The 21,770-nt window shown below is 67.2% G+C and carries 14 protein-coding genes; 7 read left to right on the top strand and 7 right to left on the bottom strand.

Annotated features, from left to right (window positions below):
• Positions 1 to 14: 14 nt before the first annotated feature.
• Entirely contained in the window at positions 15 to 1,688 is a 1,674-nt protein-coding gene (gene pqiB / locus IOC61_RS01670; RefSeq protein ID WP_195687154.1) for an intermembrane transport protein PqiB, read from the bottom strand.
• Positions 1,685 to 3,031 carry a paraquat-inducible protein A gene (locus IOC61_RS01665; RefSeq protein WP_229332867.1) on the bottom strand — a complete coding sequence of 449 codons (1,347 nt, stop codon included), beginning with the start codon at positions 3,029 to 3,031 and terminating at the stop codon, positions 1,685 to 1,687. The genes pqiB and IOC61_RS01665 overlap by 4 nt, the downstream gene beginning before the upstream one ends.
• A gap of 198 nt (positions 3,032 to 3,229) precedes the next feature.
• On the opposite strand from IOC61_RS01665, the gene IOC61_RS01660 reads away from it, so the two are divergent.
• From IOC61_RS01660 to IOC61_RS01630, 7 genes are all read left to right on the top strand, one after another.
• Positions 3,230 to 4,213 carry a calcium/sodium antiporter gene (locus tag IOC61_RS01660; RefSeq protein WP_195687153.1) on the top strand — a complete coding sequence of 328 codons (984 nt, stop codon included), beginning with the start codon at positions 3,230 to 3,232 and terminating at the stop codon, positions 4,211 to 4,213.
• 231 nt (positions 4,214 to 4,444) lie between these two features.
• On the top strand, positions 4,445 to 5,857 hold the full coding sequence (locus IOC61_RS01655; RefSeq protein ID WP_195687152.1) for a cytochrome ubiquinol oxidase subunit I: 1,413 nt from the start codon (positions 4,445 to 4,447) through the stop codon (positions 5,855 to 5,857).
• 1 nt (position 5,858) lies between these two features.
• Positions 5,859 to 6,860 carry a cytochrome d ubiquinol oxidase subunit II gene (gene cydB, locus IOC61_RS01650; RefSeq protein ID WP_195687151.1) on the top strand — a complete coding sequence of 334 codons (1,002 nt, stop codon included), beginning with the start codon at positions 5,859 to 5,861 and terminating at the stop codon, positions 6,858 to 6,860.
• A 3-nt stretch (positions 6,861 to 6,863) separates the two neighbouring features.
• Complete coding sequence (gene cydD, locus IOC61_RS01645) at positions 6,864 to 8,543, top strand: thiol reductant ABC exporter subunit CydD (protein WP_195687150.1); 1,680 nt, start codon at positions 6,864 to 6,866, stop codon at positions 8,541 to 8,543.
• Entirely contained in the window at positions 8,540 to 10,279 is a 1,740-nt protein-coding gene (gene cydC, locus IOC61_RS01640; protein ID WP_195687149.1) for a thiol reductant ABC exporter subunit CydC, read from the top strand. Before cydD ends, cydC begins: the two co-directional genes overlap by 4 nt.
• On the top strand, positions 10,276 to 12,255 hold the full coding sequence (locus IOC61_RS01635) for a DUF4139 domain-containing protein (RefSeq protein ID WP_195687148.1): 1,980 nt from the start codon (positions 10,276 to 10,278) through the stop codon (positions 12,253 to 12,255). The genes cydC and IOC61_RS01635 overlap by 4 nt, the downstream gene beginning before the upstream one ends.
• An 82-nt stretch (positions 12,256 to 12,337) precedes the next feature.
• Positions 12,338 to 13,330, top strand: coding sequence for an adenosine deaminase (locus IOC61_RS01630; protein WP_195687147.1), 993 nt, complete (start codon positions 12,338 to 12,340; stop codon positions 13,328 to 13,330).
• A 100-nt stretch (positions 13,331 to 13,430) separates the two neighbouring features.
• Here IOC61_RS01630 and IOC61_RS01625 read toward each other — a convergent pair whose 3' ends face one another.
• From IOC61_RS01625 to xdhA, 5 genes are all read right to left on the bottom strand, one after another.
• Complete coding sequence (locus IOC61_RS01625; RefSeq protein WP_195687146.1) at positions 13,431 to 14,798, bottom strand: NCS2 family permease; 1,368 nt, start codon at positions 14,796 to 14,798, stop codon at positions 13,431 to 13,433.
• A gap of 160 nt (positions 14,799 to 14,958) precedes the next feature.
• Positions 14,959 to 16,299: a guanine deaminase gene (gene guaD / locus IOC61_RS01620; RefSeq protein WP_195687145.1), complete on the bottom strand. Its 1,341-nt coding sequence runs from the start codon at positions 16,297 to 16,299 to the stop codon at positions 14,959 to 14,961.
• 179 nt (positions 16,300 to 16,478) lie between these two features.
• Positions 16,479 to 17,351: a xanthine dehydrogenase accessory protein XdhC gene (gene xdhC / locus IOC61_RS01615; RefSeq protein WP_195687144.1), complete on the bottom strand. Its 873-nt coding sequence runs from the start codon at positions 17,349 to 17,351 to the stop codon at positions 16,479 to 16,481.
• Positions 17,348 to 19,771 (bottom strand): xanthine dehydrogenase molybdopterin binding subunit, encoded by a 2,424-nt coding sequence (gene xdhB, locus IOC61_RS01610; protein WP_195687143.1) that lies wholly within the window; start codon positions 19,769 to 19,771, stop codon positions 17,348 to 17,350. Before xdhB ends, xdhC begins: the two co-directional genes overlap by 4 nt.
• Positions 19,755 to 21,290 (bottom strand): xanthine dehydrogenase small subunit, encoded by a 1,536-nt coding sequence (xdhA, locus tag IOC61_RS01605; protein ID WP_195687142.1) that lies wholly within the window; start codon positions 21,288 to 21,290, stop codon positions 19,755 to 19,757. Before xdhA ends, xdhB begins: the two co-directional genes overlap by 17 nt.
• Positions 21,291 to 21,770 lie beyond the last annotated feature (480 nt).

The raw sequence follows: 21,770 nt of genomic DNA, 5'->3' as shown, positions 1-21,770 counted from the left end.
TCTCCTGAGGGTAGTCACTCTCGTGGTGCGCGCGGCACGGGGTCCTCGGTATCCAGGCTGTCGAACAGCAGGGCTCGCGGGTTGTCGGACAGCGTTCTTGCCACCGGCTGGAGGTCACGCAGCAGCCGCTCCAGGCGCTGGGTGGCGCCCACCAGCTCCTGGTAGGCCGATGACTCGGGCGAGAGTCCCTCCAGGGTGGTGCGCAGCCCCTCCAGGGTGGCATTGAGATTGGCCGGGACCTCGCGGGTTCCGGGGGCTTCCACCAGCTCTCTCAGGGACGCTGAGAGAGTGCGTACCTCCGCGAGCATTGCCTCGGACGCAGCGAGGTTACGGTCGAGGCCCTCCAGCAGGGGCTCCACCTCCAGATCGTTGAGCTTGGCCAGCAGGCTGGTGATCTGGGACTCGATCAGCGCGAAGCCGCCGGACGTGGTGGGGAAGACGCGCTGCTCGGCGAAGGTGAGCGGCGAATACTCCTCCTCCAGCTCGCTGTGGAAGTTGAGATCCACGAACAGCGCTCCGGTCAGCAGGTTGCCGCTCTTGAGGCTGGCACGCAGCCCCAGCTCGAAGAAGCGCTCATAGCGTTCCCGCCACTCGTCGATGTCGACCGCCTGGTTTTCGATGCCCAGGCGCTGGGGCTCGATGCGGATCAGTACCGGAATGGCGAAGCCGTTGCGACCGCCGGGCTGCTCGGCGGTAAAGTTCCAGGGCACGGCGGCCACGGTACCTAGGCGCACGCCGCGAAACTCCACCGGCGCCCCCTTGGTGAGACCGCGAACGGAGTCGTCGACCAGCAGCACGTATTCCAGATAGCGGTTGAAGGTTCCCTGGCGTGCGGTGTCCTCGTCGGGGTAGAGGGTGAAGGTCGTGTCGGCGGCCACCGTGCCGCCCAGCGGCAGGTCCTCGGGAATGCCGAAGGTGACACCACCACCGAGCAGGGCCTCGAAGGATTCGACATTGACTCGAAAGCCTTCGGAATCCAGGCGCAGGTCGATGCCGCTGGCCGACCAGAAGCGGGTGCTGTCGGTCACCAGGCTGGCGTAGGGGGCCTCGATAAAGACGCGATGCTGCATGCGCCGGGTGGTGGCGTCGAAATTGGCCTCTTCCACGCGGCCCACGGTATAGCCCTGGTAGGTGACCGGGTCACCCACCCGCAGCGAGTTGCCCAGCTGGCTGATCAGGTTGATGCGCAGGCCGGCGGCCCCGGCGGGTGCCACGGGCGGCTGGTCACTCACCTCGAACTCGCGCGCCTCGATCTCGCTTTCGCCCGGTTGCAGCTGAATATAGGCACCGGACAGCACGGTGTTCAGGCCGCTGATGCCTTCGCGCCCCACCCGCGGCTTGACCACCCAGAACTGGCTATCCTCGACCAGCATCGCCTCGTTGTCCGGTCCCATGCGAGCGGTGATGACGGCGGTCGAGAGGTCCTCGGAGAGGTGCACCTGCTCGACCCGGCCTACCTCCACATTGCGCGTCTTGATCAGGGTGCTGCCTGCCTCGATGCCCTCGGCGTTGCTGATGGTCAGGGTGATCTGCGGGCCACGGCTACGATAGTTGTCGTAGACCAGCCAGGCACCGATCAACAGGGCCACGATGGGCACGATCCAGATCGGCGAGACGCGTGCCTGGGGCGTTGCCCGGGCATGGTGCTGCGGGGTGGCGTCGTCATGGCGCGGAGTCTCTTCACTCATCCAGAGCTTCCTTCAGGGTGTCGTCCATGGAGGGGTGGCCGAGACGCCGTTGTCTCAGAGGACATCGGCGTGTCCCAGATCAGTCGGGGGTCGAAGGTCATGGCGGCCAGCATGGTGATCACGACCACGGCGCCGAAGGCGAGAGCGGCGGGCCCCGGCTCGATGGACATCAGCGTACCGGCGCGAATCAGCGCCACCAGGATGGCGACCACGAAGACATCAATCATCGACCAGCGACCGATGAATTCGGTGACTCGATAGAGCCGTGTGCGGGCCGCCGCATTGAGCTCGCTGCTGCGTCTGACCATCAGGCACAGCCAGGCCAGGGCCACCAGCTTGCCGACCGGCACGATCACGCTGGCGATGAAGATGACGGCGGCGATCGGCCAGGAGCCCATGCCGATCAGCTCGACGACGCCACCGACAATCGTCGAGGGGGAGCTATGTCCCAGGCTGGTGGTGGTCATGATCGGATAGACATTGGCCGGGATATACATGATGGCCGCGCCTGCCAACAGCGCCCAGGTGCGTTGCAGGCTGTATGAACGCCGCGCATGCAGTGTCTCGCCGCAGCGCTCACACTGGCCATGACCACGGGCATCGAGGCGGCCGACCAGCCCGCAGGTGTGACAGCCGGTGAGGCCTTGAGGGGCCGCGGTCTCGCCGGTGCGGGCCCCCTTCGGTGCACGCGGTTCGCCGGCCAGCGAGAACCACATCCAGTCGGCATCCAGTGACTGGGTGGTCAGCAGCAACAGGAGGGCGAAGGCGCAGAATGACCAGAACGACACGCCGAGGTCGATGTCGGCCATGCCGGCGATCTTGATCAGGCTCACCAGGGCGCCAATGATAAAGACATCGGCCATCATCCAGGGGGTGAGGTGTGCCAGGGAGCGCGCGATCGTTCGGCTGGCCGGTAGCGGGGTGTCGCGTAGCAGCCCCAGCTGCAGCCAGATCACCCCGGCCAGATAGATCGCGGGCAGTACCACGATGGTCAGGAGCACGGCACCGCCCACTATCGGCTGGTGGAAGCCGATCAGTGTCGTCGCGGTCTGGGTCAGCTCGATGCGATTACCGATGCCCCGCACACTGAAGCTGAGGAAGGGAAAGGCCAGGGCCAGGCCCAGCGCCATCAGGGCGGCCAGCGCCAGGGCCAGGCTTCGCTGGACGGGACGAAAATGGCGGGTCACCAGGATGTGATGGCAGCGTGGGCAGTCGGCCTTCTCGCCGGGGCGCAGTGGTGGCAGGGCGACCAGCCAGTCGCACTCCTGACAGGCGCGCAGGCGGCGGCGCGCGCGGCTCTCCGGCGGCGTGCGCTCGACGCGTGGTGCCTCACCCTGCAGCAGTGGCGGGGTGGTCAGGCGTTGGCGAAGGGGAATAGAGGGCGTGGCCAAGGGGGCTGATCTCTCCTGGGGCGCGGCTTCACTCGAAGGGCGGCGCAGGCGTACACTGCGCCGGGCCGTGGGCTAACGGAAAGTGTGACACGTCACCACGGGCACTGCCATTTTTCAACATGCACATATGAATGTAACGGGAACGAGACGATGATCCTACCCGCGGTGGCGGTAGTGGCAGGGTTGATCCTGCTGGTGTGGAGCGCCGAGCGTTTCGTCGATGGCGCGGCGGCAACCTCGGGCCGCCTGGGGCTGTCGCCGCTGCTGATCGGCATGCTGGTGATCGGCTTCGGTACCTCGGCGCCGGAGCTGGTGGTCTCGGCGCTGGCGGCGGGGCAGGGTAACCCCGGGTTGGCGCTGGGCAACGCCTACGGCTCCAATATCGCCAATATCGGTCTGATCCTTGGGCTGGTGGCGCTGATCGCGCCGCTGACGGTGCACTCCTCGGTGGTGCGTCGCGAACTGCCGGTGCTCGGCGTCGCGACACTGCTGTCGGCGTTGCTGATGTGGGGAGGCGTCATCGGGCGTCTCGAAGGGGGCTTGCTGCTGGTCCTGCTGGCCGCCTTCATGGGAGGGAGTATCTGGCGTGCCCGCCACGAGGGCTCGGATCCGCTGGCCGCCGATACCGAGGAGAGCCTGACGGTTCACCCCATGAGCCTGAAGGCGGGTCTGGTCTGGACCGGTGTCGGCCTGGTACTGCTGGTGGTCAGCTCGCGAGTCCTGGTATGGGGCGCCGTGGCCATCGCCCAGGGTCTCGGGGTCAGCGACCTGATCATCGGGCTTACCGTGGTGGCGGTGGGTACGTCGCTGCCCGAGCTCGCCTCATCGGTCAGCGCGCTGCGTCGCAACGAGCATGATCTGGTGCTGGGCAATGTGGTGGGGTCCAACCTCTTCAACACTCTCGGGGTGGTGGGCCTGGCAGCGGTGATTCATCCCATCGAGGTGGGCGCCGAGGTGCTGCTGCGCGACTGGAGCCTGATGACCGTCATGACGCTCATGATGGCGCTCTTCGCCATGGGCTGGCGTGGACGAGAGGGGCGCATCAACCGCCTCGAGGGGGCGGCGCTGCTGGCGATGTTCCTGGGGTACACCGGCTGGATGGTGAACCTGGTGGTGAGCGGCGGGGGTGGTTGACCCGCCGACTGCGACAATGCGACTCCCCCCTGAAAGGCTTCTTACACTGTGGGTCACTGGTGAATGAGCGTATGCTGATAGGAAACCGAGTGGGTAGCGGTGGCCGACTGATCGCGGCCCTCGTTTCACTCGGACCTGCTAGGCTTTGACTGTTCCCAGGTGTCCAGGAGGCGTGCATCCATGCACCCCCTTGCGACCTTCTCGAGTTAACAGCGTAACGAGGCAAGCGCCATGGAACTGGATCCTCTTCTGCTGTCGCGACTGCAGTTCGCCTTTGTGGTCTCCTTTCACGCCATCTTCCCGGTGTTCACCATCGGCCTGGCATCCTACATTGCCGTGCTCAACGGCCTCTTCTACAAGACGGAACACCCCGCCTGGGACCGCCTCGCGCAGTTCTGGACCCGAGTCTTTGCGGTGGTGTTCGGCATGGGCGTGGTATCGGGCATCGTCATGTCGTTCCAGTTCGGCACCAACTGGAGCAACTTCTCCTATGCCACCGCCAACTTTATCGGACCGATGCTCAGCTATGAGGTGGTCACGGCCTTCTTCCTGGAGGCGGCCTTCCTCGGGGTGCTGCTGTTCGGGCGTGGCAAGGTGCCCCAGGGGGTGCACCTGTTCGCCGCGATCATGGTGGCGCTGGGCACCTTCATCTCGTCGTTCTGGATTCTCTCCGCCAATAGCTGGATGCAGACCCCGGCCGGCGCGGAGCTGATCGATGGCCGGTTCCATATCACCGACTGGTCGGCGGCGATCTTCAACCCGTCGTTCCCCTGGCGCTTCTCCCACAAGGTGATGGCCTCGTTCGTTACCGGTGGCTTCGTGGTGGCGGGCGTCAGCGCCTGGTACCTGCTGATCGGCCGCGATGTCGAGGCCAACCGCCGGGCGCTCTCCATGTGCCTGTGGCTGCTGCTCGTGCTGACGCCCACCCAGGCGGTGATCGGTGATTTCCACGGCCTCAATACCCTGGAGCACCAGCCCACCAAGGTCGCCGCCATGGAAGGCAACTGGGAGACCGATACCAATGTGCCGCTGCTGCTGGCCGCCTGGCCCGACCAGGCGGCCCAGGACAATCGCTTCGAGATCGGCATTCCGAACCTGGCCAGCCTGATCCTGACTCACCATGTCGATGGCGAGGTTCCGGGTCTCAGCGAGGTGCCGGAGGATGAGCAGCCGACGGTATGGCTGGTGTTCTGGTCGTTCCGGGTCATGGTCGGTCTGGGCGTGCTGATGATCGGTGTCTCCCTGGTGGGGCTGTGGCTGCGTCGTGGCGGCCGCCTCTATCGGCAGCGAGGCTACCTGCAGGTGCTGCGGCTGATGAGCGTAACGCCCTTTATCGCGGTGCTGGCCGGATGGTTCGTGACCGAAACGGGCCGCGCGCCCTGGCTGGTCTACGGACTCATGACCCACGCCGAGGGGGTCACCCCGTCGCTGACCGGTGGCATGGCACTGTTTACCCTGATCGGGTACATGACGGTCTATGCCGTGGTGTTCGCCTGCGGCCTCTACTATCTCACTCGCGTGGTGCGCCAGGGCATGCTGCCCGAATCGGGTGACGATGCCGATCCTTCGCCCCACGCCAAGCGGCCCTTCTCGGCAGCCAATGCCCGCTTCGATGACGATGCGGCCCCAACCTGGAGGCAGTGATATGGAATCCTTCGACCTCTCCATGATCTGGGCGGTGATCATCGGCTTCGGCGTGATCATGTACGTGCTGATGGATGGCTTCGACCTGGGCCTCGGCATCCTCTACCCCTTCGCGCCGAGCGAGGAGGCTCGGGATGTGATGATGAACTCCGTCGCCCCGGTGTGGGACGGCAACGAGACCTGGCTGGTACTGGGTGGGGCCGGGCTACTGGGGGCCTTTCCGCTGGTCTACTCGGTCTATCTGCCGGCCCTCTATATCGGTGTCTTCCTGATGCTCGCCGGCCTGATCTTCCGCGGCATCGCCTTCGAGTTTCGCTTCAAGTCGCGACGCAATCGGGTGTGGTGGAACCGTGCCTTCTGCTGGGGCTCGGCGGTCGCCGCCTTCGCCCAGGGCGCCGTGGTGGGGGCCTATATCGAGGGCTTCCCGGTCGAGGACTTCGTCTTCGTCGGAGGGGCCATGGACTGGTTGACGCCCTTCGCGGTCTTGACGGGCATCAGCCTGATGGTCGGCTATGCACTGCTGGGGGCCACCTGGCTGATCCTCAAGTCGGAGGGCGAGATCCAGCGCTGGGCCTACCGCATCACTCCGGTCCTGCTGCTGGCGGTGCTCTCCGCCTTCGCCATGATCAGCGTCTGGACCCCGCTGGTGGATCCGGCGGTGTTCCAGCGCTGGTTCGACCATATTCATCTGATCTGGGTGCTGCCGGCCCTGGCACTGGCCTGTGCCGCCTGGCTGTTGATGGCGGTACATCGGCGCCAGGAGGGGCAACCCTTCATCGCGACGCTGGGACTCTTCCTCTTCACCTACCTGGGCCTGGTGGCCAGCAAGTGGCCGGTGATAGTGCCTCCCGACTACACGATCTGGGACGCCGCCTCGGCCCCGGAGTCACAGCTCTTCCTGCTGATCGGTGTGCTCTTCGTGATTCCCATCGTGCTGGCCTATACCGCCTGGTCCTATTGGGTATTCCGCGGCAAGGTCCGTCCCGGCGACGGCTACCACTAGTCGGTGGGCAGTCGTCATGGTGCCGCCGGGGAGGCCTCCCGGTGGCTGGCCGCTTATGCCGCCGATGAGCGCTGGCGCCTGACTCTGGCGGTCGTCGCCGGAGTGGTGGCCGCCCTGGCCACACTGGGCCAGCTGGCGATGCTCGCTCGATTTATCAGCGAGCTGCTGGTGGCGCAGGCGCCGTTGGCGAGGTTGACTCCCCTGGCGCTGGGCATGCTGGCGCTGCTGCTGGTACGCAGCCTGGCGCTGTTCCTCCAGGAGCGCCTGGGACTCGTTGCCAGCCTGGCCCTGCGACGGCGGATACGCGGTGAACTGCTCGATCATCTGGCCAGGTTGGGGCCGGCGGGGCTCTCCACCAGGCACTCGGCGTCATTGGCCAGCCAGCTGGTCGAGCAGGTCGAGGCCCTGGATGGCTATATGGCGCGTTATCGCCCCCAGCTCGCCCTGGCAATACTCCAGCCGCTGGTCGTGCTCGTGGCGGTGGCCTGGCTCGACTGGCTGGCGGCGCTCTTCCTGCTGCTGTCGGCGCCACTGATCCCCTTGTTCATGGCCCTGGTGGGCATGGGGGCCGAGCGCCTCAATCGCGAACAGTTCGAGGCGGTCTCGCGGCTGTCGGGCCACTTCATCGACCGGGTCCGGGCGATCACCACCCTGCAGCTCTTCGGTCGCACCCAGGAGGCGACGGCCGAGGTGCATGGCGCCGCCGACGACTATCGCCGGCGCAGCCTGCGCACCCTGCGCGTGGCCTTTCTCTCCTCGGCGGTACTGGAGTTCTTCGCCTCGGTGGCCATCGCCGTGGTGGCGATCTATGTCGGGTTCGGTCTGCTCGGCTATATCACGCTGGGTCCCTCGCCTGAGCTGACCCTGTTCAGCGGCCTGCTGGTGCTGCTGCTCGCTCCGGAGTTCTTCCAGCCGCTGCGTGTGCTCTCCCAGCACTATCATGATCGGGCCGCTGCCCTGGGCGCCGCCGACGGGTTGATGGCGCTGCTCGCCGAGAGTGTCGAGGAGCTGCGCGGAAGTGGCGGTGAAGAAGCGCCACCCGCCGCCGTATCGGGGGAGCTGATTCGCCTCGAGGCGGCCACGGTGAGCTATCCCCAACGCGGCCGTGTGCTCGGCCCCCTCGACCTGGTCCTGGTGCCCGGCGAGGTGGTGGTGGTGGGCGCCCCCTCGGGGGGAGGAAAGTCGACGCTGCTGCAGCTGCTGGCGGGCTTCGTTGGCCCCGAGCGGGGGCGGCAGCGGATGGCGCCGGGGCTGCGCTACGCCTGGATGGATCAGCGGCCGCTGCTGGTCAAGGGCAGCCTGGCCGATAACCTGCGCCTGGCGGCACCGCAGTCGGATGTGTGGGCCATGCGCCGGGCCCTGGAGCGTGCCGGCCTGGGCGAGCTGCTGGCACGCCTGCCCCAGGGGCTCGATACACCGCTGGGCGAGCGGGGCGCGGGGCTCTCCGGTGGTCAGGCTCAACGGCTGGCGCTCGCCAGGGTCTTCCTGTGCGATGCCCCGCTGGTGCTGCTGGATGAACCCACGGCGAGCCTGGACGCCGCGACCGAGGCGGATATCATCGCGGCGTTGGGGGAGCTGGCCGGCGAGGGACGCTGCCTGGTGATCGCTACCCACCACCCGGCGCTGATGGCACTGGCCGACCGGCGGCTCATGCTCGATCAGCAGGGGGAGCGCATCCGATGAGAAAATCCGTCGAGGGGCGTCGTGACCTGTGGGGCGAACTGGCTCCCTGGCTACAACTGCTGGCACGCCGCCGTGGCCGGCTGGCCGCTGGCACCGGGTTGATGGCAGTGACGCTGCTGTCGGCCATCGGTCTGCTGGCGCTCTCCGGCTGGTTTATCACCGCCACCGGTCTCACCGGCATGCTGCTGGCCGCAGGGGGGGCTGCACGGCTGGACGTCTATCTGCCGGGAGGCGGCATCCGCGCCTTTGCGGTGACGCGAACCGTGGCTCGCTATCTGGAGCGACTCTACAACCACGACACGGTGCTGCGACTGCTCGCCGATCTGCGCGGACGGCTGTTCGGGATGATCGCCGCTCTCGATGCGCACGCCCTGAGTGAGCGGCGCGCCAGCGACTGGCTCAATCGGTTGACCGCCGATATCGATACCCTGGACAGCCTCTTCCTGCGGCTGCTGGCGCCGGCCGCGGTGGCGCTGCTCGCGATCCTGGGGCTGGGGGGCTTCCTGGCTCTCTGGGCGCCCATGGCGGGGCTCGTGGTCGGAGGCGCGTTGCTGATCGGCTGGGGCTGGCTGGTGGTCGGCCAGGCGCGCCTCGGAATGGTCGCCAGTCGGCGCCAGGTCACCACTCGCGAGTCACTGCGAGGGCGTCTTGTAGAGCAGATGCAGGGCATGGCGGAGCTGGAAGCCTATGGCGCCCTTGCTCATCATCGTCAGCGGATCGAGGCCCTGGAGGCGGAACTCTATCGGGATCAGCGATGGCTCGGGACCCTGGTGGCGCTGGGCAATGCCCTGGTCGCGGTGCTGGTGGGAGGGGCGGCACTCACCACGCTGTGGCTCGCCGCCACGGCCTGGCAGGCCGACATGCTCAGCGGACCGGTGGCGGTGATGATGTCCCTGGCGGTGCTGGCCATGAACGAGGCACTGACCGGGCTTCCCGCTGCCTTTACCTGGTTGGGCGCTACCCGGGGCGCGGCCCGGCGACTCAACGGGCTGCGCGGGGCCGCGTCTCGGCCGCCGGCGGTGAAGAGTGGCCGGGACGCCCCCCCCGGTCCTCTTTCGGTAAGCATCGACAGGGTCTCGCTGCACTATCCCGGGGTGCCGCTGGCGGCTCTGGAGGGGCTCACGCTGAAGCTCGCTGCCGGTGAGCGGCTGGCGCTGTGTGGTGTCTCGGGGGCGGGCAAGTCGAGTGTCGCGGGGCTGCTGCTGCGTCAGCTCACGCCCAGCGCCGGCGAGATCCAGCTGGGGGGCGTGGCCCTGGACGCCTGGCCAGAGGCATCGCTTCGCCGGCGAGTGGCTGCGCTGACCCAGCATATCGACCTGCTCGATGACAGCCTGGCCGCCAACCTGCGCCTGGCCCGACCGGAGGCGGAGGAGGGGGCGTTATGGGCGGCACTGGCCTGGGTCGAGCTGGCCGACTGGGCGCTGACGTTGCCCGCGGGCCTCGCCACTCGAGTCGGCGAGGGGGGGCGACGCCTCTCCGGTGGCCAGGCGCGACGCCTGGCCCTGGCTCGGCTTTACCTGCTGGACCCCGATCTGGTACTGCTCGACGAACCCTTCGCCAGCCTCGATGCCGCCACCGTGGCGCGGCTGAGCCCCCGCCTGGATGCCTGGCTCGAGGGGCGCACCACGATCTACCTCGTACACCAGTTGGATGGCGGAGATTTCGACCCACCCGGGATCGATCACCGCCTGATACTGGTCGAAGGTCAGGTGAATTTATACAAGGAGTCGATATGACTGTCAGGGACGCACTACCCGAGCGGGGCCGTCGCCATCTCTCTCTTCGCCTCGTCATCCTGCTGGCCGGGGCATGGCCACTAGGCTCGGCCATGGCCGCCGGGCTGCCCGTCGAGGCGGTGACGCTCTCCTCCGGCGGCCTGGCGGAGGTGCAGCGCAGGGCCAGTCTCGAGGGAGATGGCACCCTCTATCTGGAGGTGCCCCTGGAGCAGGTCAACGATGTGCTCAAGAGCCTGGTGGTGCGTGACCCGGCGGGACGCCTTCAGGGACTCAGCCTCGATGGCCTGGCGACGCTTGAGGAGACCTACCGTCGCCTCCCCTTTGGTCCGGAGGATCTGGGCTCGGTGGCCCGGCTGGCCGATAGCCTGCAAGGGGTGAAGGTAAGGGTGAGCTCCGGTGGGCAGCGCCTCGAAGGACTGCTGCTGGGTGTCGCGGAGCATGGCGGCGACGAAAACGGGCGCGCCGTGCAGACCCTGTCGCTGCTCGAGGAAGAGGGTGGCGTGGCCACATTGCGCCTGGGCGACGATGCTCGCCTCGAGGTGCTGGACCCAGACCTGCGTGAGCGCCTGGCCGAGGCCGCCGAGGTCAGTGGTCGCGCCCGCACCGACGAGATGCGCCGCATCGCCATCGACCTCGAGGGCGAGGGCGAACGTGATGTGTCGCTCACCTATGTGGTGGCGGCTCCGGTCTGGAAGAGTACCTACCGACTGCTGCTCGAGGCCGATGGCAAGGCTCGCCTGCAGGCGTGGTCGGTGATCGAGAATGCCAGCGGCAGCGACTGGAGCGATGTGGCGCTGACGCTCTCCAGCGGTGCCCCGGTTACCCTGACCCAGCGCCTGCTCGAGCGCTACTGGCCAACGCGCACTGAGGTGCCGGTCACTGCCGACAGCATCGCACCGGTGCGGCCCGACGAGGGTGCCATGGAGGCGCTGCGTGGTGCCAAGGCCGAATCCATGATGGCCTATGGCGACGCTGCAGTGAGCCGCAGCGCGGTGGCGCCGTCTGCCCCGGCATCGCGCCCCGAGGTGGTCGAGAGCGCCACGACGGCCATCTGGCGTCTCCCCACCTCGGTGGATCTCGCAGCGGGGCGGACCCTCTCGCTGCCCTATATCGATGCCGCCGTGCCGGCCCGCCGTGTCTCGCTCTACCAGCCCGAGCGCGGCGAGCGTCATCCGGTGGCGGCGGTGCGCCTGGAGAATGACACCGATGCCTGGCTGCCTCCGGGTCTGGTGACCGTCTATGACGCCGGAGTGGGACACGTGGGTGATGTCAACCTGCCGGGGATTCCCGCCGGGGAGTCGCGTCTGGCCAGCTTCGCCGCCGACCGCAAGGTGCGTATCGTCGAGAGCGCCCACCCCGAGGAGCGGCTCGAGCGCATGGTCATCGTCGATGGTGCCCTGCGGATCACCCACCAGTCGCGGCGGATGACGCGTTACGCGGTAGAGAATGATGCCCGTGAGGTCCGGGAGGTGGTGATCGAGCATCCCCGCCGCAGTGGCTGGGAGTTCGCCTCCGAGGCCCTGATTGAGAGCACCCCCGGCCATCATCGCCTGGAAGTGAGCCTGGCACCTGGCGAGAGTGGTGAGGTCGTGGCGCGGGAGACCCGGGTGCGGCGTCAGAGCCTGGCGCTGGCGAATGCCGGCGTGACCCAGCTTGTCGAGTGGCGAGAGGCTGCCGACGGCGAGACCGCGACGCATCTCGAGCAAGTGCTGGAGCGTCGCCGGGCGCTGGCCGAGGTGGAGCGCGAGCTGGAGGATCTCGAGGAGCGGCTGACGCGAGCCGCCGAGCGCCAGGCACGAATCCGTGACAACCTGGCGGCGGTAGGCACCGACAACGACCTCGGCCAGCGCTATCTCGGGGATCTCGAGGCCGAGGAGGAGGAGATCGCCGCGCTGGAGGAGCAGCGAGAGGCGTTCGAGTCCGAGCGAGAGGTGCGCCGCGAGGCCCTGGCCGAGACGCTGCGTGAGTTGCCGTAGAAGCGTTGACAGGCGCGGCTTTCGTGTAGGCCCGGTTTCTTTCAGGATGGGGCCATACCGTTCCGGGAGAGTGAGATAAGCGATGCGTGACTTCCTGACCCGACTGCCCAAGGTCGAGCTGCACCTGCATATCGAAGGCACCCTGGAGCCCAAACTGATGTTTGCCCTGGCCGAGCGCAATGGCATCACGCTGCCCTATGCCTCGGTGGAGGAGGTGCATGCCGCCTACGACTTCAGTGACCTGCAATCCTTCCTCGACCTCTACTATCAGGGGATGAGCGTATTGCAGACCGCCCGGGACTTTCATGATCTGGCCATGGGCTATTTCCGTCGCGCCCATGCCGAGGGCGTGGTGCATGTGGAGATGCACTTCGACCCCCAGGCACATCTCGTGCGGGGCGTCGGACTCGCGGTCGTCATGGAGGGGCTCTCCCTGGCATGCCGCGAGGCCGAGAGGGAGCTGGGCCTCTCCACGGCACTGATCATGGCGTTTCTGCGCGACCGCAATGCCGCCGAGGCGATGTGGGTGCTGGAGCAGGCGTCGCCCTATTGGGAGATGCTCGATGCCGTGGGGCTGGATAGCGCCGAGCTGGGCAATCCACCGGAGGCGTTCAGCGAGGTCTTCGAGCGCGCTCGCCGCCTGGGCATTCCGCGAGTGGCGCATGCCGGCGAGGAGGGCCCCCCGGAGTACATTCGCAACGCTCTCGACCGGCTCGACGTGTGTCGTATCGATCACGGGGTGCGCTGCCTGGAGGATCCGGCCCTGGTGGCCCGCCTGCGTGACGAGCAGGTGGTGCTGACGGTATGTCCGCTCTCCAATCTGCGCCTCAAAGTGGTCGAACGGCTCGAGGAGCATCCGCTGCCACGGATGCTGGCCGAAGGGCTCAATGTGACCCTCAACTCCGACGATCCCGCCTACTTCGGCGGCGGCATGCTGGCCAACTTCCTGGCCTGCAAGCGCGCCTTCGGCTGGGACAAGGAGACCTTCCGGCGCCTGGCCGGCAACGCCATCGAGGCCGCCTTCGTCGGTGAGGCGCGCCGCCAGGAGTGGCGTCGGCGGCTGGCAGAGGCCTGACCGGCCAGTAGTAACGCCATGACCGAAGACGGCAGCCCGGAGGCTGCCGTCTTGCTATCCAGGCCCGGCGCATGGTCAGGCCTGCATCATCCCATCGGGCTCATGTGGTGGCGAGCAGCACCACGCAGAGGGCGGCGGAGACCCACATGGCGAGTCGAATCTCGCCACCCTTGCCGGTGGCCAGCTTGATCAGCACGTAACTCAGGAAGCCAAAGGCGATGCCCAGCGTGATGGAGTAGGTGAGCGGCATCAGGATGATCGCCAGGAAGGCGGGAAAGGCCTCTTCGTAACGACCCCAGTCGATGCGGCCGATCGGCGACAGCATGAACAGCCCCACCAGCACCAGGGCCGGGGCGGTGGCGATGGCTGGCACCAGCGACAGCAGTGGCGACAGGAACAGGAAGGGCAGGAACAGCAGGGCGATGGTCACCGCAACCAGCCCGGTGCGTCCCCCCTGGGCCACGCCCGCCCCGGACTCGATAAAGGTCTGGGCGGCACTGGTGCCCAGTGGTGCCGCGATCATCGAGGCGAAGGCATCCACGGTCATGGAGCGCTTGAGGTTGCGCGGGTTGCCATCCTCGTCCTTGAGGTCGGCGGACTCCGACAGCGCCATGAAGCAGGAGAGGGCATCGAAGAAGTTGGTGAACAGCATCACGAAGATGAAAGGCAGGTAGGCCACCTTGAGGGCGCCGAGGATATCGACCTTCAAGACGGCACCGAAGTCGGGCCAGGCGGCGAGACCGCTCCACTCCACCATCAGCTCCTCGCCCCACAGCCGACCCATGGGGGCCGCCAGCAGCGTGGTCAGCGCGATGCCCAGGATCAGGGCACCGTTCATGCGCAGGATCACCATCACGGCGGTGGCCATCAAGCCGATGAAGAAGGTCACCAGACCGGGGTCGAAGCTGCCCAGGGTCACCAGGGTGGCCTCGCTGCCCACGATAAAGCCGGCGTTCTTCAGCCCGATAAAGGTGATAAAGAGGCCGATGCCGCAGGTGATGGCATAGCGCAGTGAGGCGGGAATCGCCTCGATGATCGCCTTGCGCACATTGAAGACCGCGAGCACGGCAAACAGCACACCCGACCAGAACACGCAGCCCAGGGCGACCTCCCAGGAGAGGCCGGCCCCCAGCACCAGCGTATAGGTGAACAGGGCGTTCATGCCCATGCCCGGCGCGACCAGGATGGGGTTGCGCGCATACAGGCCCATGGCCAGGCTGCTCATGAAACTGATCAGCACGGTGGCGGAGAGTGCCGCCGAGAAGGGGATGCCGGCCTCGGCCAGGATCGCCGGGTTGACCACGATGATATACATCGAAGCCAGGAAGGTGGCGACGCCGGCAAGGATCTCGGTCCTTAGGCTGGAGCCGCGTCGGCTGACACCGAAGTAGCGATCGAGAGGGTGTTCGTCGGCTGGCGTTGGCACGCTCGTCGATTTATCGGCCAGTTGCGAAGTGTTGGCGCTCATGGATACCCCTTGTTGTTGTTGAGTAGCAGTACTGAATCAGTTGTTGTCGATCGGCGATTCTTGATGGGCCATGATGATGGAACGCTCCCTGGTGCCCACCATGGCCGGGACGTGTCGGCGCCTCGCTGGTACGCCGACACGAGGAGCCCTTCACTCGTGTTCAGGACCTGTGCCTTTCTTCCAGGTCATCACGTCGATGTTGTAAACGACCATCGGCCCAGGTTTCGGCGACACAGCGGTCGTCGCCCATCATCATCACCGCGAAGAGCGTTTCGGAAAGCGAGGTGCTTCGCGCCGTACGCCGCGCCATCAGCGGTGTGGCGGCAGGGTCGAGCACCACGAAGTCGGCGGCCATGCCCGGCGCCAGACGGCCGATATGGGCGTCGAGAGAGAGTGCCCGGGCATTGCCCAGCGTCAGTCCATAGAGTCCCTGCCAGGCGGTGAGAGGCTGTCCGCGCAGCTGTCCCACCTGATAGGCGGCCTTGAGCGTGGCAAGACCGGAGAGGTCGGTGCCGGCGCCCACGTCACTGGCGAAGGTGACGTTCAACGCCATCTCCCGGGCGGCCTGACGGTCGAACAGCCCGCTGCCCAGGAAGAGATTGGAGCTGGGACAGAAGGCCAGGTTGGCCCCGCGCTCGGCGAGACGGCCGCGCATCTCGTTGTCGAGGTGGATGCCATGGGCGAAGGTGCTGCGTGGTCCGACCAGCCCCGACTGTTCATAGACCTCGAGGTAGTCCCGACTGCCCGGGAAGAGCTCGGCGACCCAGTCGAGTTCGCCGGTGTTCTCGGCCAGGTGGGTCTGCACCCACAGGCTGTCGTCGCTGCGCAGTACCCCACCTGCGGCGTCGAGTTGCGCGCGAGTGGAGGTCGGGGCGAAGCGCGGCGTCAGGCTGTAGCCGAGCCGCCCCTTGCCGTGCCAGTCGCCGATCAGTCGCTCACTGTCACGGATGCCCCCCTCGAGGTCGTCGGTCAACCCAGCCGGGGCATGGCGGTCCATCAGCACCTTGCCCGCCAGCATGCACAGGCCGCGGCGGTGACTGGCGTCGAAGAAGGCATCCACCGAGGCGGGATGGCTGGAGCAGAACACCTGGGCGGTGGTGGTGCCGACCCGCAGCAGCTCGTCGAGAAAGGCACCGGAAAGCGCCGCGGCGTGGTCGGGGTCGGCGAAGCGCTGCTCCTCGGGGAAGGTGTAGTCATTGAGCCAGTCGAGCAGCTGGCGACCGTAGGAGGCGATGATCTCGAGCTGCACATAGTGCACGTGGCTATCGATAAATCCCGGGGTAATCAGCTTGCCGCGATGATCGATCACCTCGGTGTCGGGGGGCAGGGTCGGTGCCAGGCTGGCGTACTCCTCCACCGCCCGGACCCGGCCATTCTCGATCCACAAGGCACCGTCGGCGATATGGCGCACACTGCCCGGGGCGGGCGTGTCGCTGTCGCCGGGGTCGGCATCGAAGCTCAGCAGTTCGGCGCGCAGCACGCGCGAGTCAGATTTTGTCATCTTGGGGGCTCTTGGTTGCCGCCATCGAGCTGATCCGGCAACAGACCTTCGAAGAGGCGCTGTGAATCCGTCCCTGGACGCTACATTTGCCATCCATGGCAAATGACCTCCTCTTCGGCCTGTTCCCGGCGCCCGATGGCGATCGTTGTCGAGGCTCAGTGGATCTTTTGGGTCGCTGGCTAGAAAAGAGCGCGCAACTCGGCCGAGTCAAGGCCCCGCTGTTCGGGGCGTTCGTTGTCCGCCACCAGTGGCAACAGCTCGGCCACAGTGGCCAGGGCGATGGCGTAGGGGCGCTTGTCGCTGCCTCTCTTTTTATTTCCCTGCGGGCCTGTCGTCATGCCCATGGGACAGCGCACCCGAGCCAGGGCGGCCTCATCGTGGCCGGCGTCGCGCAGACGCGAGCGGAAGCTGGCCCACTTGCTCCGGGAGCCGATCAGGCCGATGGAGGCGCAGTCACCGCGACGCAGCAGGGCGTCTATCAGGGCGCGGTCTTCGGCATGATCGTGGGTCATCACCAGACAGTGGGCGCCCGGGGGCAGAGCGGCCACGGCGGCCTCGGGGTCCGGTGCCGGACGGCATGCCAGCCGCGCCTGGTGGGATGCCCAGTCGGGAAAGACGCCCTCGCGGCTGTCATGCCATAGCAGCTGCCAGCCGAGCGGCTCGATCAGGCGGGCGATCTCGCCGCCCACATGGCCGGCGCCGAATAGCGCAAGGGTGGTGGTGCTGCCGGGGAAGACCTCGATCAGCACATTGACGAAACCTCCACAGCACTGGCCGCTGCGCCCGCCCAGGCTGAAGGCTTCCAGGCTGATGCCGGGTTCCGGTCGTCCCTCGTGTCCGGTCAGGCGCTGCCGGGCGGCGGCGATGGTCTGCCACTCGAAGGTGCCGCCTCCCAGGGTGTCATAGACGGCGTCTGCGGTGATCACCATGCGTGCCCCGGGCTCGCGTGGCGTCGAGCCGGCACTGGTGACCTGGGTGGCCAGGGCATGGGGCACGCCCTCCCGCTGCAGGCGATGAAGGGCGGCGTGCCAGCTTTCCGGGCGCGCACTCATGGCACTACCTCCTCGCTGGGCCTTGCCTCCTGATGGTCATGGCGACGCAGCGCCTCGGCGGCCATCAATACCCGCTCTGGCGTCGCCGGCGTATCCAGGCGTGGCGAGGCACGGTAGCCAGCAAGGCTTGCCAGGGCATCGCGCAGCGCCGACCACACCGAGATGGCCAGCATGAAGGGGGGTTCACCCACCGCCTTGGAGCGGTAGAGGCTGGCCATGGAGTTAGGGTGGCCCTCCATCAGCTCGACATTGAACACCGGCGGCAGGTCCCCATAGGTGGGGATCTTGTAGGTGGCTGGCCCCTCGTTGAGCAGGCGCCCGTCGTCGTCCCACCTGAGCTCCTCGCTGGTCAGCCAGCCCATGCCCTGGATAAAGCCGCCTTCGACCTGGCCCAGGTCGATGGCCGGGTTGAGCGAGTCGCCGACGTCGTGAAGGATATCGACGCGCGCCACCTGGTACTCCCCGGTCAGGGTGTCGACGTGGACTTCGCTGACGGCGGCGCCGAAAGCGTAGTAGTAGAAGGGGCGCCCCTTGCCGGTTTCACGGTCATAGTGGATCAGCGGGGTGGCATAGAAGCCCTTCTCGGAGAGCGATATCCGCCCGAAGTAGGCCGCCTGCACCAGCTCACCCCAGGGGATGCGCCGTTCGCTCTCGCCGCTGCCGGCCACCAGGTGGCCCGCTTCCAGGCGCATGCTGTCACGCTCGAGGCCCTGGTCGACATGCAGGTTCGCGGCGGCGAAATCGAAGAGCCGCTCCTTGAGCCTGAGACAGGCGTCCCGGGCGGCCATGCCGTTGAGGTCGGCGCCGCTGGAGGCGGCCGTCGGCGAGGTGTTGGGAACCTTGTCGGTGCGCGTAGCGGTGATGCGCACCGCCTCGAGATCCAGCCCCAGCTCGCGTGCCACCACCTGACAGATCTTGGTGTGCAGGCCCTGGCCCATTTCGGTACCGCCGTGATTGATCTGCACGCTACCGTCGGTATAGACGTGGAGCAGGGCACCGGCCTGGTTGAGGTGTTTGGCGGTGAAGGAGATGCCGAACTTCACCGGCGTCAGCGCCAGCCCTCGCTTGATCACGGAGCCTTGGGCATTGAACTCGGTGATCTCACGCCGGCGCTGCCAGTAGTCGCTGGAGGCTTCCAGGCGCTCGATCAGTTCGTGGAGCAGGCCGAGCTGTTCCACCGTCTGGCCATAGTGTGTGGTTCGGCGCAGGGGCGTCTCACCCCCTCGATAGAGATTGCGCTTGCGAATGGTCAGCGGGTCCTCGCCGACACGCCGCGCAATGTCGTCCATGGCCGCTTCGATCACCATCATGCCCTGGGGCCCCCCGAAGCCGCGGAAGGCGGTGTTGGAGGCGAAGTGGGTGCGTGCTCGGTGGCCGGTGACCCGGGCCTGGCCCAGCGAGTAGGCGTTGTCGGCGTGGAACATGGCGCGGTCGACGATCGCCTCGGAGAGGTCCGGCGAGTATCCGCAATCGCCGATCAGGGTAAGCTCGCCGCCCTGGATCACGCCCGACTCGTCGATGGCCAGACGGTAGCGATTGTGGAAGGGGTGGCGCTTGCCGGTGACGCGCATGTCCTCGGCGCGGGGCAGGCGCAGCTTGGCGGCACGCCCGGTGCGACGGCTGATCAGGGCGGCGATGCACGCCCACGGCGAAGCCTGGGTCTCCTTGCCCCCGAAACCGCCCCCCATGCGGCGCACCTCTACCGTGACCGCATGCAGCGGCACGCCCAGCACCTCGGCGACCAGCTTCTGGGTCTCGCTGGGGTGCTGGTTGGAGGTGTGAACCACGACGCCCTCGTCCTCGGTGGGCGTCACCAGGCAGGCCTGGCCCTCGAGGTAGAAGTGCTCCTGACCGCCGACGAACTGCTCGCCCTCCACGACCGAGGAGGCCATGGCGAGGGTGGCCTGCCAGTCGCCGCTCTCCTGAACGTGGGTCGGGCGCACGAACTCGCCGCGCTCGGCGGCGGCCACCGGGTCGAGGCTGGCCGGCTGCTCGTCGATCTTCACGACGCCTGCATCCATGGCGGCCTTGACCGCCTCCCGGGCGGCCCGGTGACTCTCTCCGGCGACCGCAAACAGGACCTGGCCCGCGTAGCTGATCTCCTCTTCCACAAAGATCGGGTCGCCGGGAAATACCGGACCAATATCGGTATGCCCCGGCACGTCGTGAAAGCCGACCGCATCGACCACGCCTGGCAGGGCGCGGACGCGTTCCATGTCGATCGGCGCCAGGCGGCCGTGGGCGACCGGGGAGAGCGCCAGCGCGAGATGCAGGCAATTGGACGGTGCCTGAATATCGTCGATATAGGCGGCTTTCCCGGTCACGTGCTTGACGGCGCTTTCGTGGGCATGCGCGTGGGCGTGGGTATTGCTGGCGGTGGCGCTCCCCTGGCGCTGGCGGGGCTTAGTGAGCGTACGCATGGAGCATGACCTCCCGGGAGCCTTGGGGGTTATCGTCGGACGGGTGCGATTCGCTGACCACCAGCCGCAGGCGTTCGAGCAGGTTGGCGGCGCTCAGGCGACGGTAGTCGGCACTGCCGCGCACATCACTCATGGGCTGGAAGTCCGTCTCGAGAGCGGCACGGGCCGCAGCGAAGGCCGCAGGTGTGGGGGCGTGCCCCTCCAGGGCCGCCTCGGCCGCCTCGGCGCGTCTGGGGATCGCCGCCATGCCGCCGAAGGCCAGGCGCACGTCACGCATCACGCCGTCGTCAAGGCGCCAGGTGAAGGCCCCGAGTACCGCGGAGATATCATCCTCCCGGCGCTTCGAGAGCTTCCAGATCCTGAACTCTCGCTCGGGCTGGGGGTGGGGCAGGAAGATGGCGCGAATCACCTCGCCCGGGCGTAGTTCGGTGTGCTTGTAATCGAGGAAGAACTCATCGAGGGGGAGCACGCGCTCGGCTATTCCTTCATCGTCTCCTCCTTCAGCGTCTCCCGGGCCCGCCAGCCAGAGGCGACTGCCCAGGGCGAGCAGCACCGGTGGGGTGTCGCCGATGGGCGAGGCGTTGGCGATATTGCCACCCAGGGTGCCGCGGTTGCGTACCTGGGCCGAGCCCAGACGATGGAGCAGATGCTCGAAGGAGGGGTAGTGCTCGGCCAGCAACGGCCCGAGTCGTGCATAGGTCACCGCCCCGCCGATCCACCAGCCGTGCCGTCCGTCATCCAGCGTGGCCGGCTCGATGTGCTGGAGCTCGGCCACCCGGGTCAGGTCCACGACGCGCGGGAAGCGGGCCAGGCGCTGGGTCACCTCGAGCCAGAGGTCGGTGCCCCCGGCGACCAGTGGCGCCTCGGGGTGAGTTCGGCGCTCGGCCATCAACGACTCAAGCGAGGCGGGCTGAATAAAGCCGGACTCCTTCGACTGGGACGCCGGCCTGGCGCTCTCCGGTTTCTCACCCTCCTTGACGCTGTTGCCTTCCGGGGCCGACGGCTCCCAGGCCCTGACGACGGGGGCGGGGTAGTCACCCATGGCCATGGCGGCATCGCGAATCGGGCGATAGCCGGTGCAGCGGCAGAGGTTGCCGCCAAGCGTTGCCTCCAGGCGCGCCGCCGTCAGCGGGGCAGGTGCGCGCTGTTGTTCTTCGTGAAGGGTAAACAGTGACATCACGATCCCCGGGGTACAGAAGCCACACTGGCTGGCGTGGCACGCGACCATGGCCGCCTGGGCCGGGTGCAGGGCATCGTCCCGGGACAACCCTTCGACGGTGACCAGGGCGCGACCGTTGAGCTGATGAGCGGGCGTGATGCAGGCGTTGGCGGCCTGGTAGCGAAGGGTACCCTGGTCGTCGCGCTCGCCGATGGCCACGGTGCAGGCGCCGCAGTCTCCGGTGGCGCAGCCCTCCTTGGTACCGGTCTGGCCCAGGGTGTCGCGCAGCAGCTCGAGCACGCTGGTGTCGGGCGTCGCCTCGCACCGGCGCGGTTGGCCGTTGAGCAGAAATTCAATCATCGCCGTTCTCTTTGTGGTTGGAATTCGGGCGGTGGCGGAATCCGAGGCTTTGCTGTCAGGGGGAGCCTCGAATCCGGTCTGACCGATCGGTCAGGATTGCTTTTAGCTTGGTTCAGGAAAGGGAGAAATGCAAGCACTGGCCCGACCGTCTCCCAGGGCTATGGCAGTTACCGACAGGGTGATAGTGAAAGGCGCCGGGGACAGGTCGGAGAGGGGGTCCGAGGACCAGGGGTGAGGAGCACTGCTCCGAACGGGCTGGCCATGGATGGCCAGCACCGGACCTGCAAGCGGAGCGGGGCGCGAGAGCGCTGCAGGGCCGTGGTAGCCTACAAGGAAGTACTTGTAGCGCCCCCTCGACGGTCCGGCGCTCCGGGGCCTGTCGCCGGAACAGCCTTGAGCGAGGCCCCATCCGCGATAGCCCTGCCGACCGTGGTCACCATGGTTTGCACGCCTTGGGGGCGTGCGGCAAACTTCTGCCAT

This window comes from Halomonas sp. KAO (genome assembly GCF_015595025.1).
GTDB lineage: Bacteria > Pseudomonadota > Gammaproteobacteria > Pseudomonadales > Halomonadaceae > Halomonas.
Note: the sequence above shows the minus strand (reverse complement) of the source record. Positions and strands in the feature narration are given on the sequence as shown.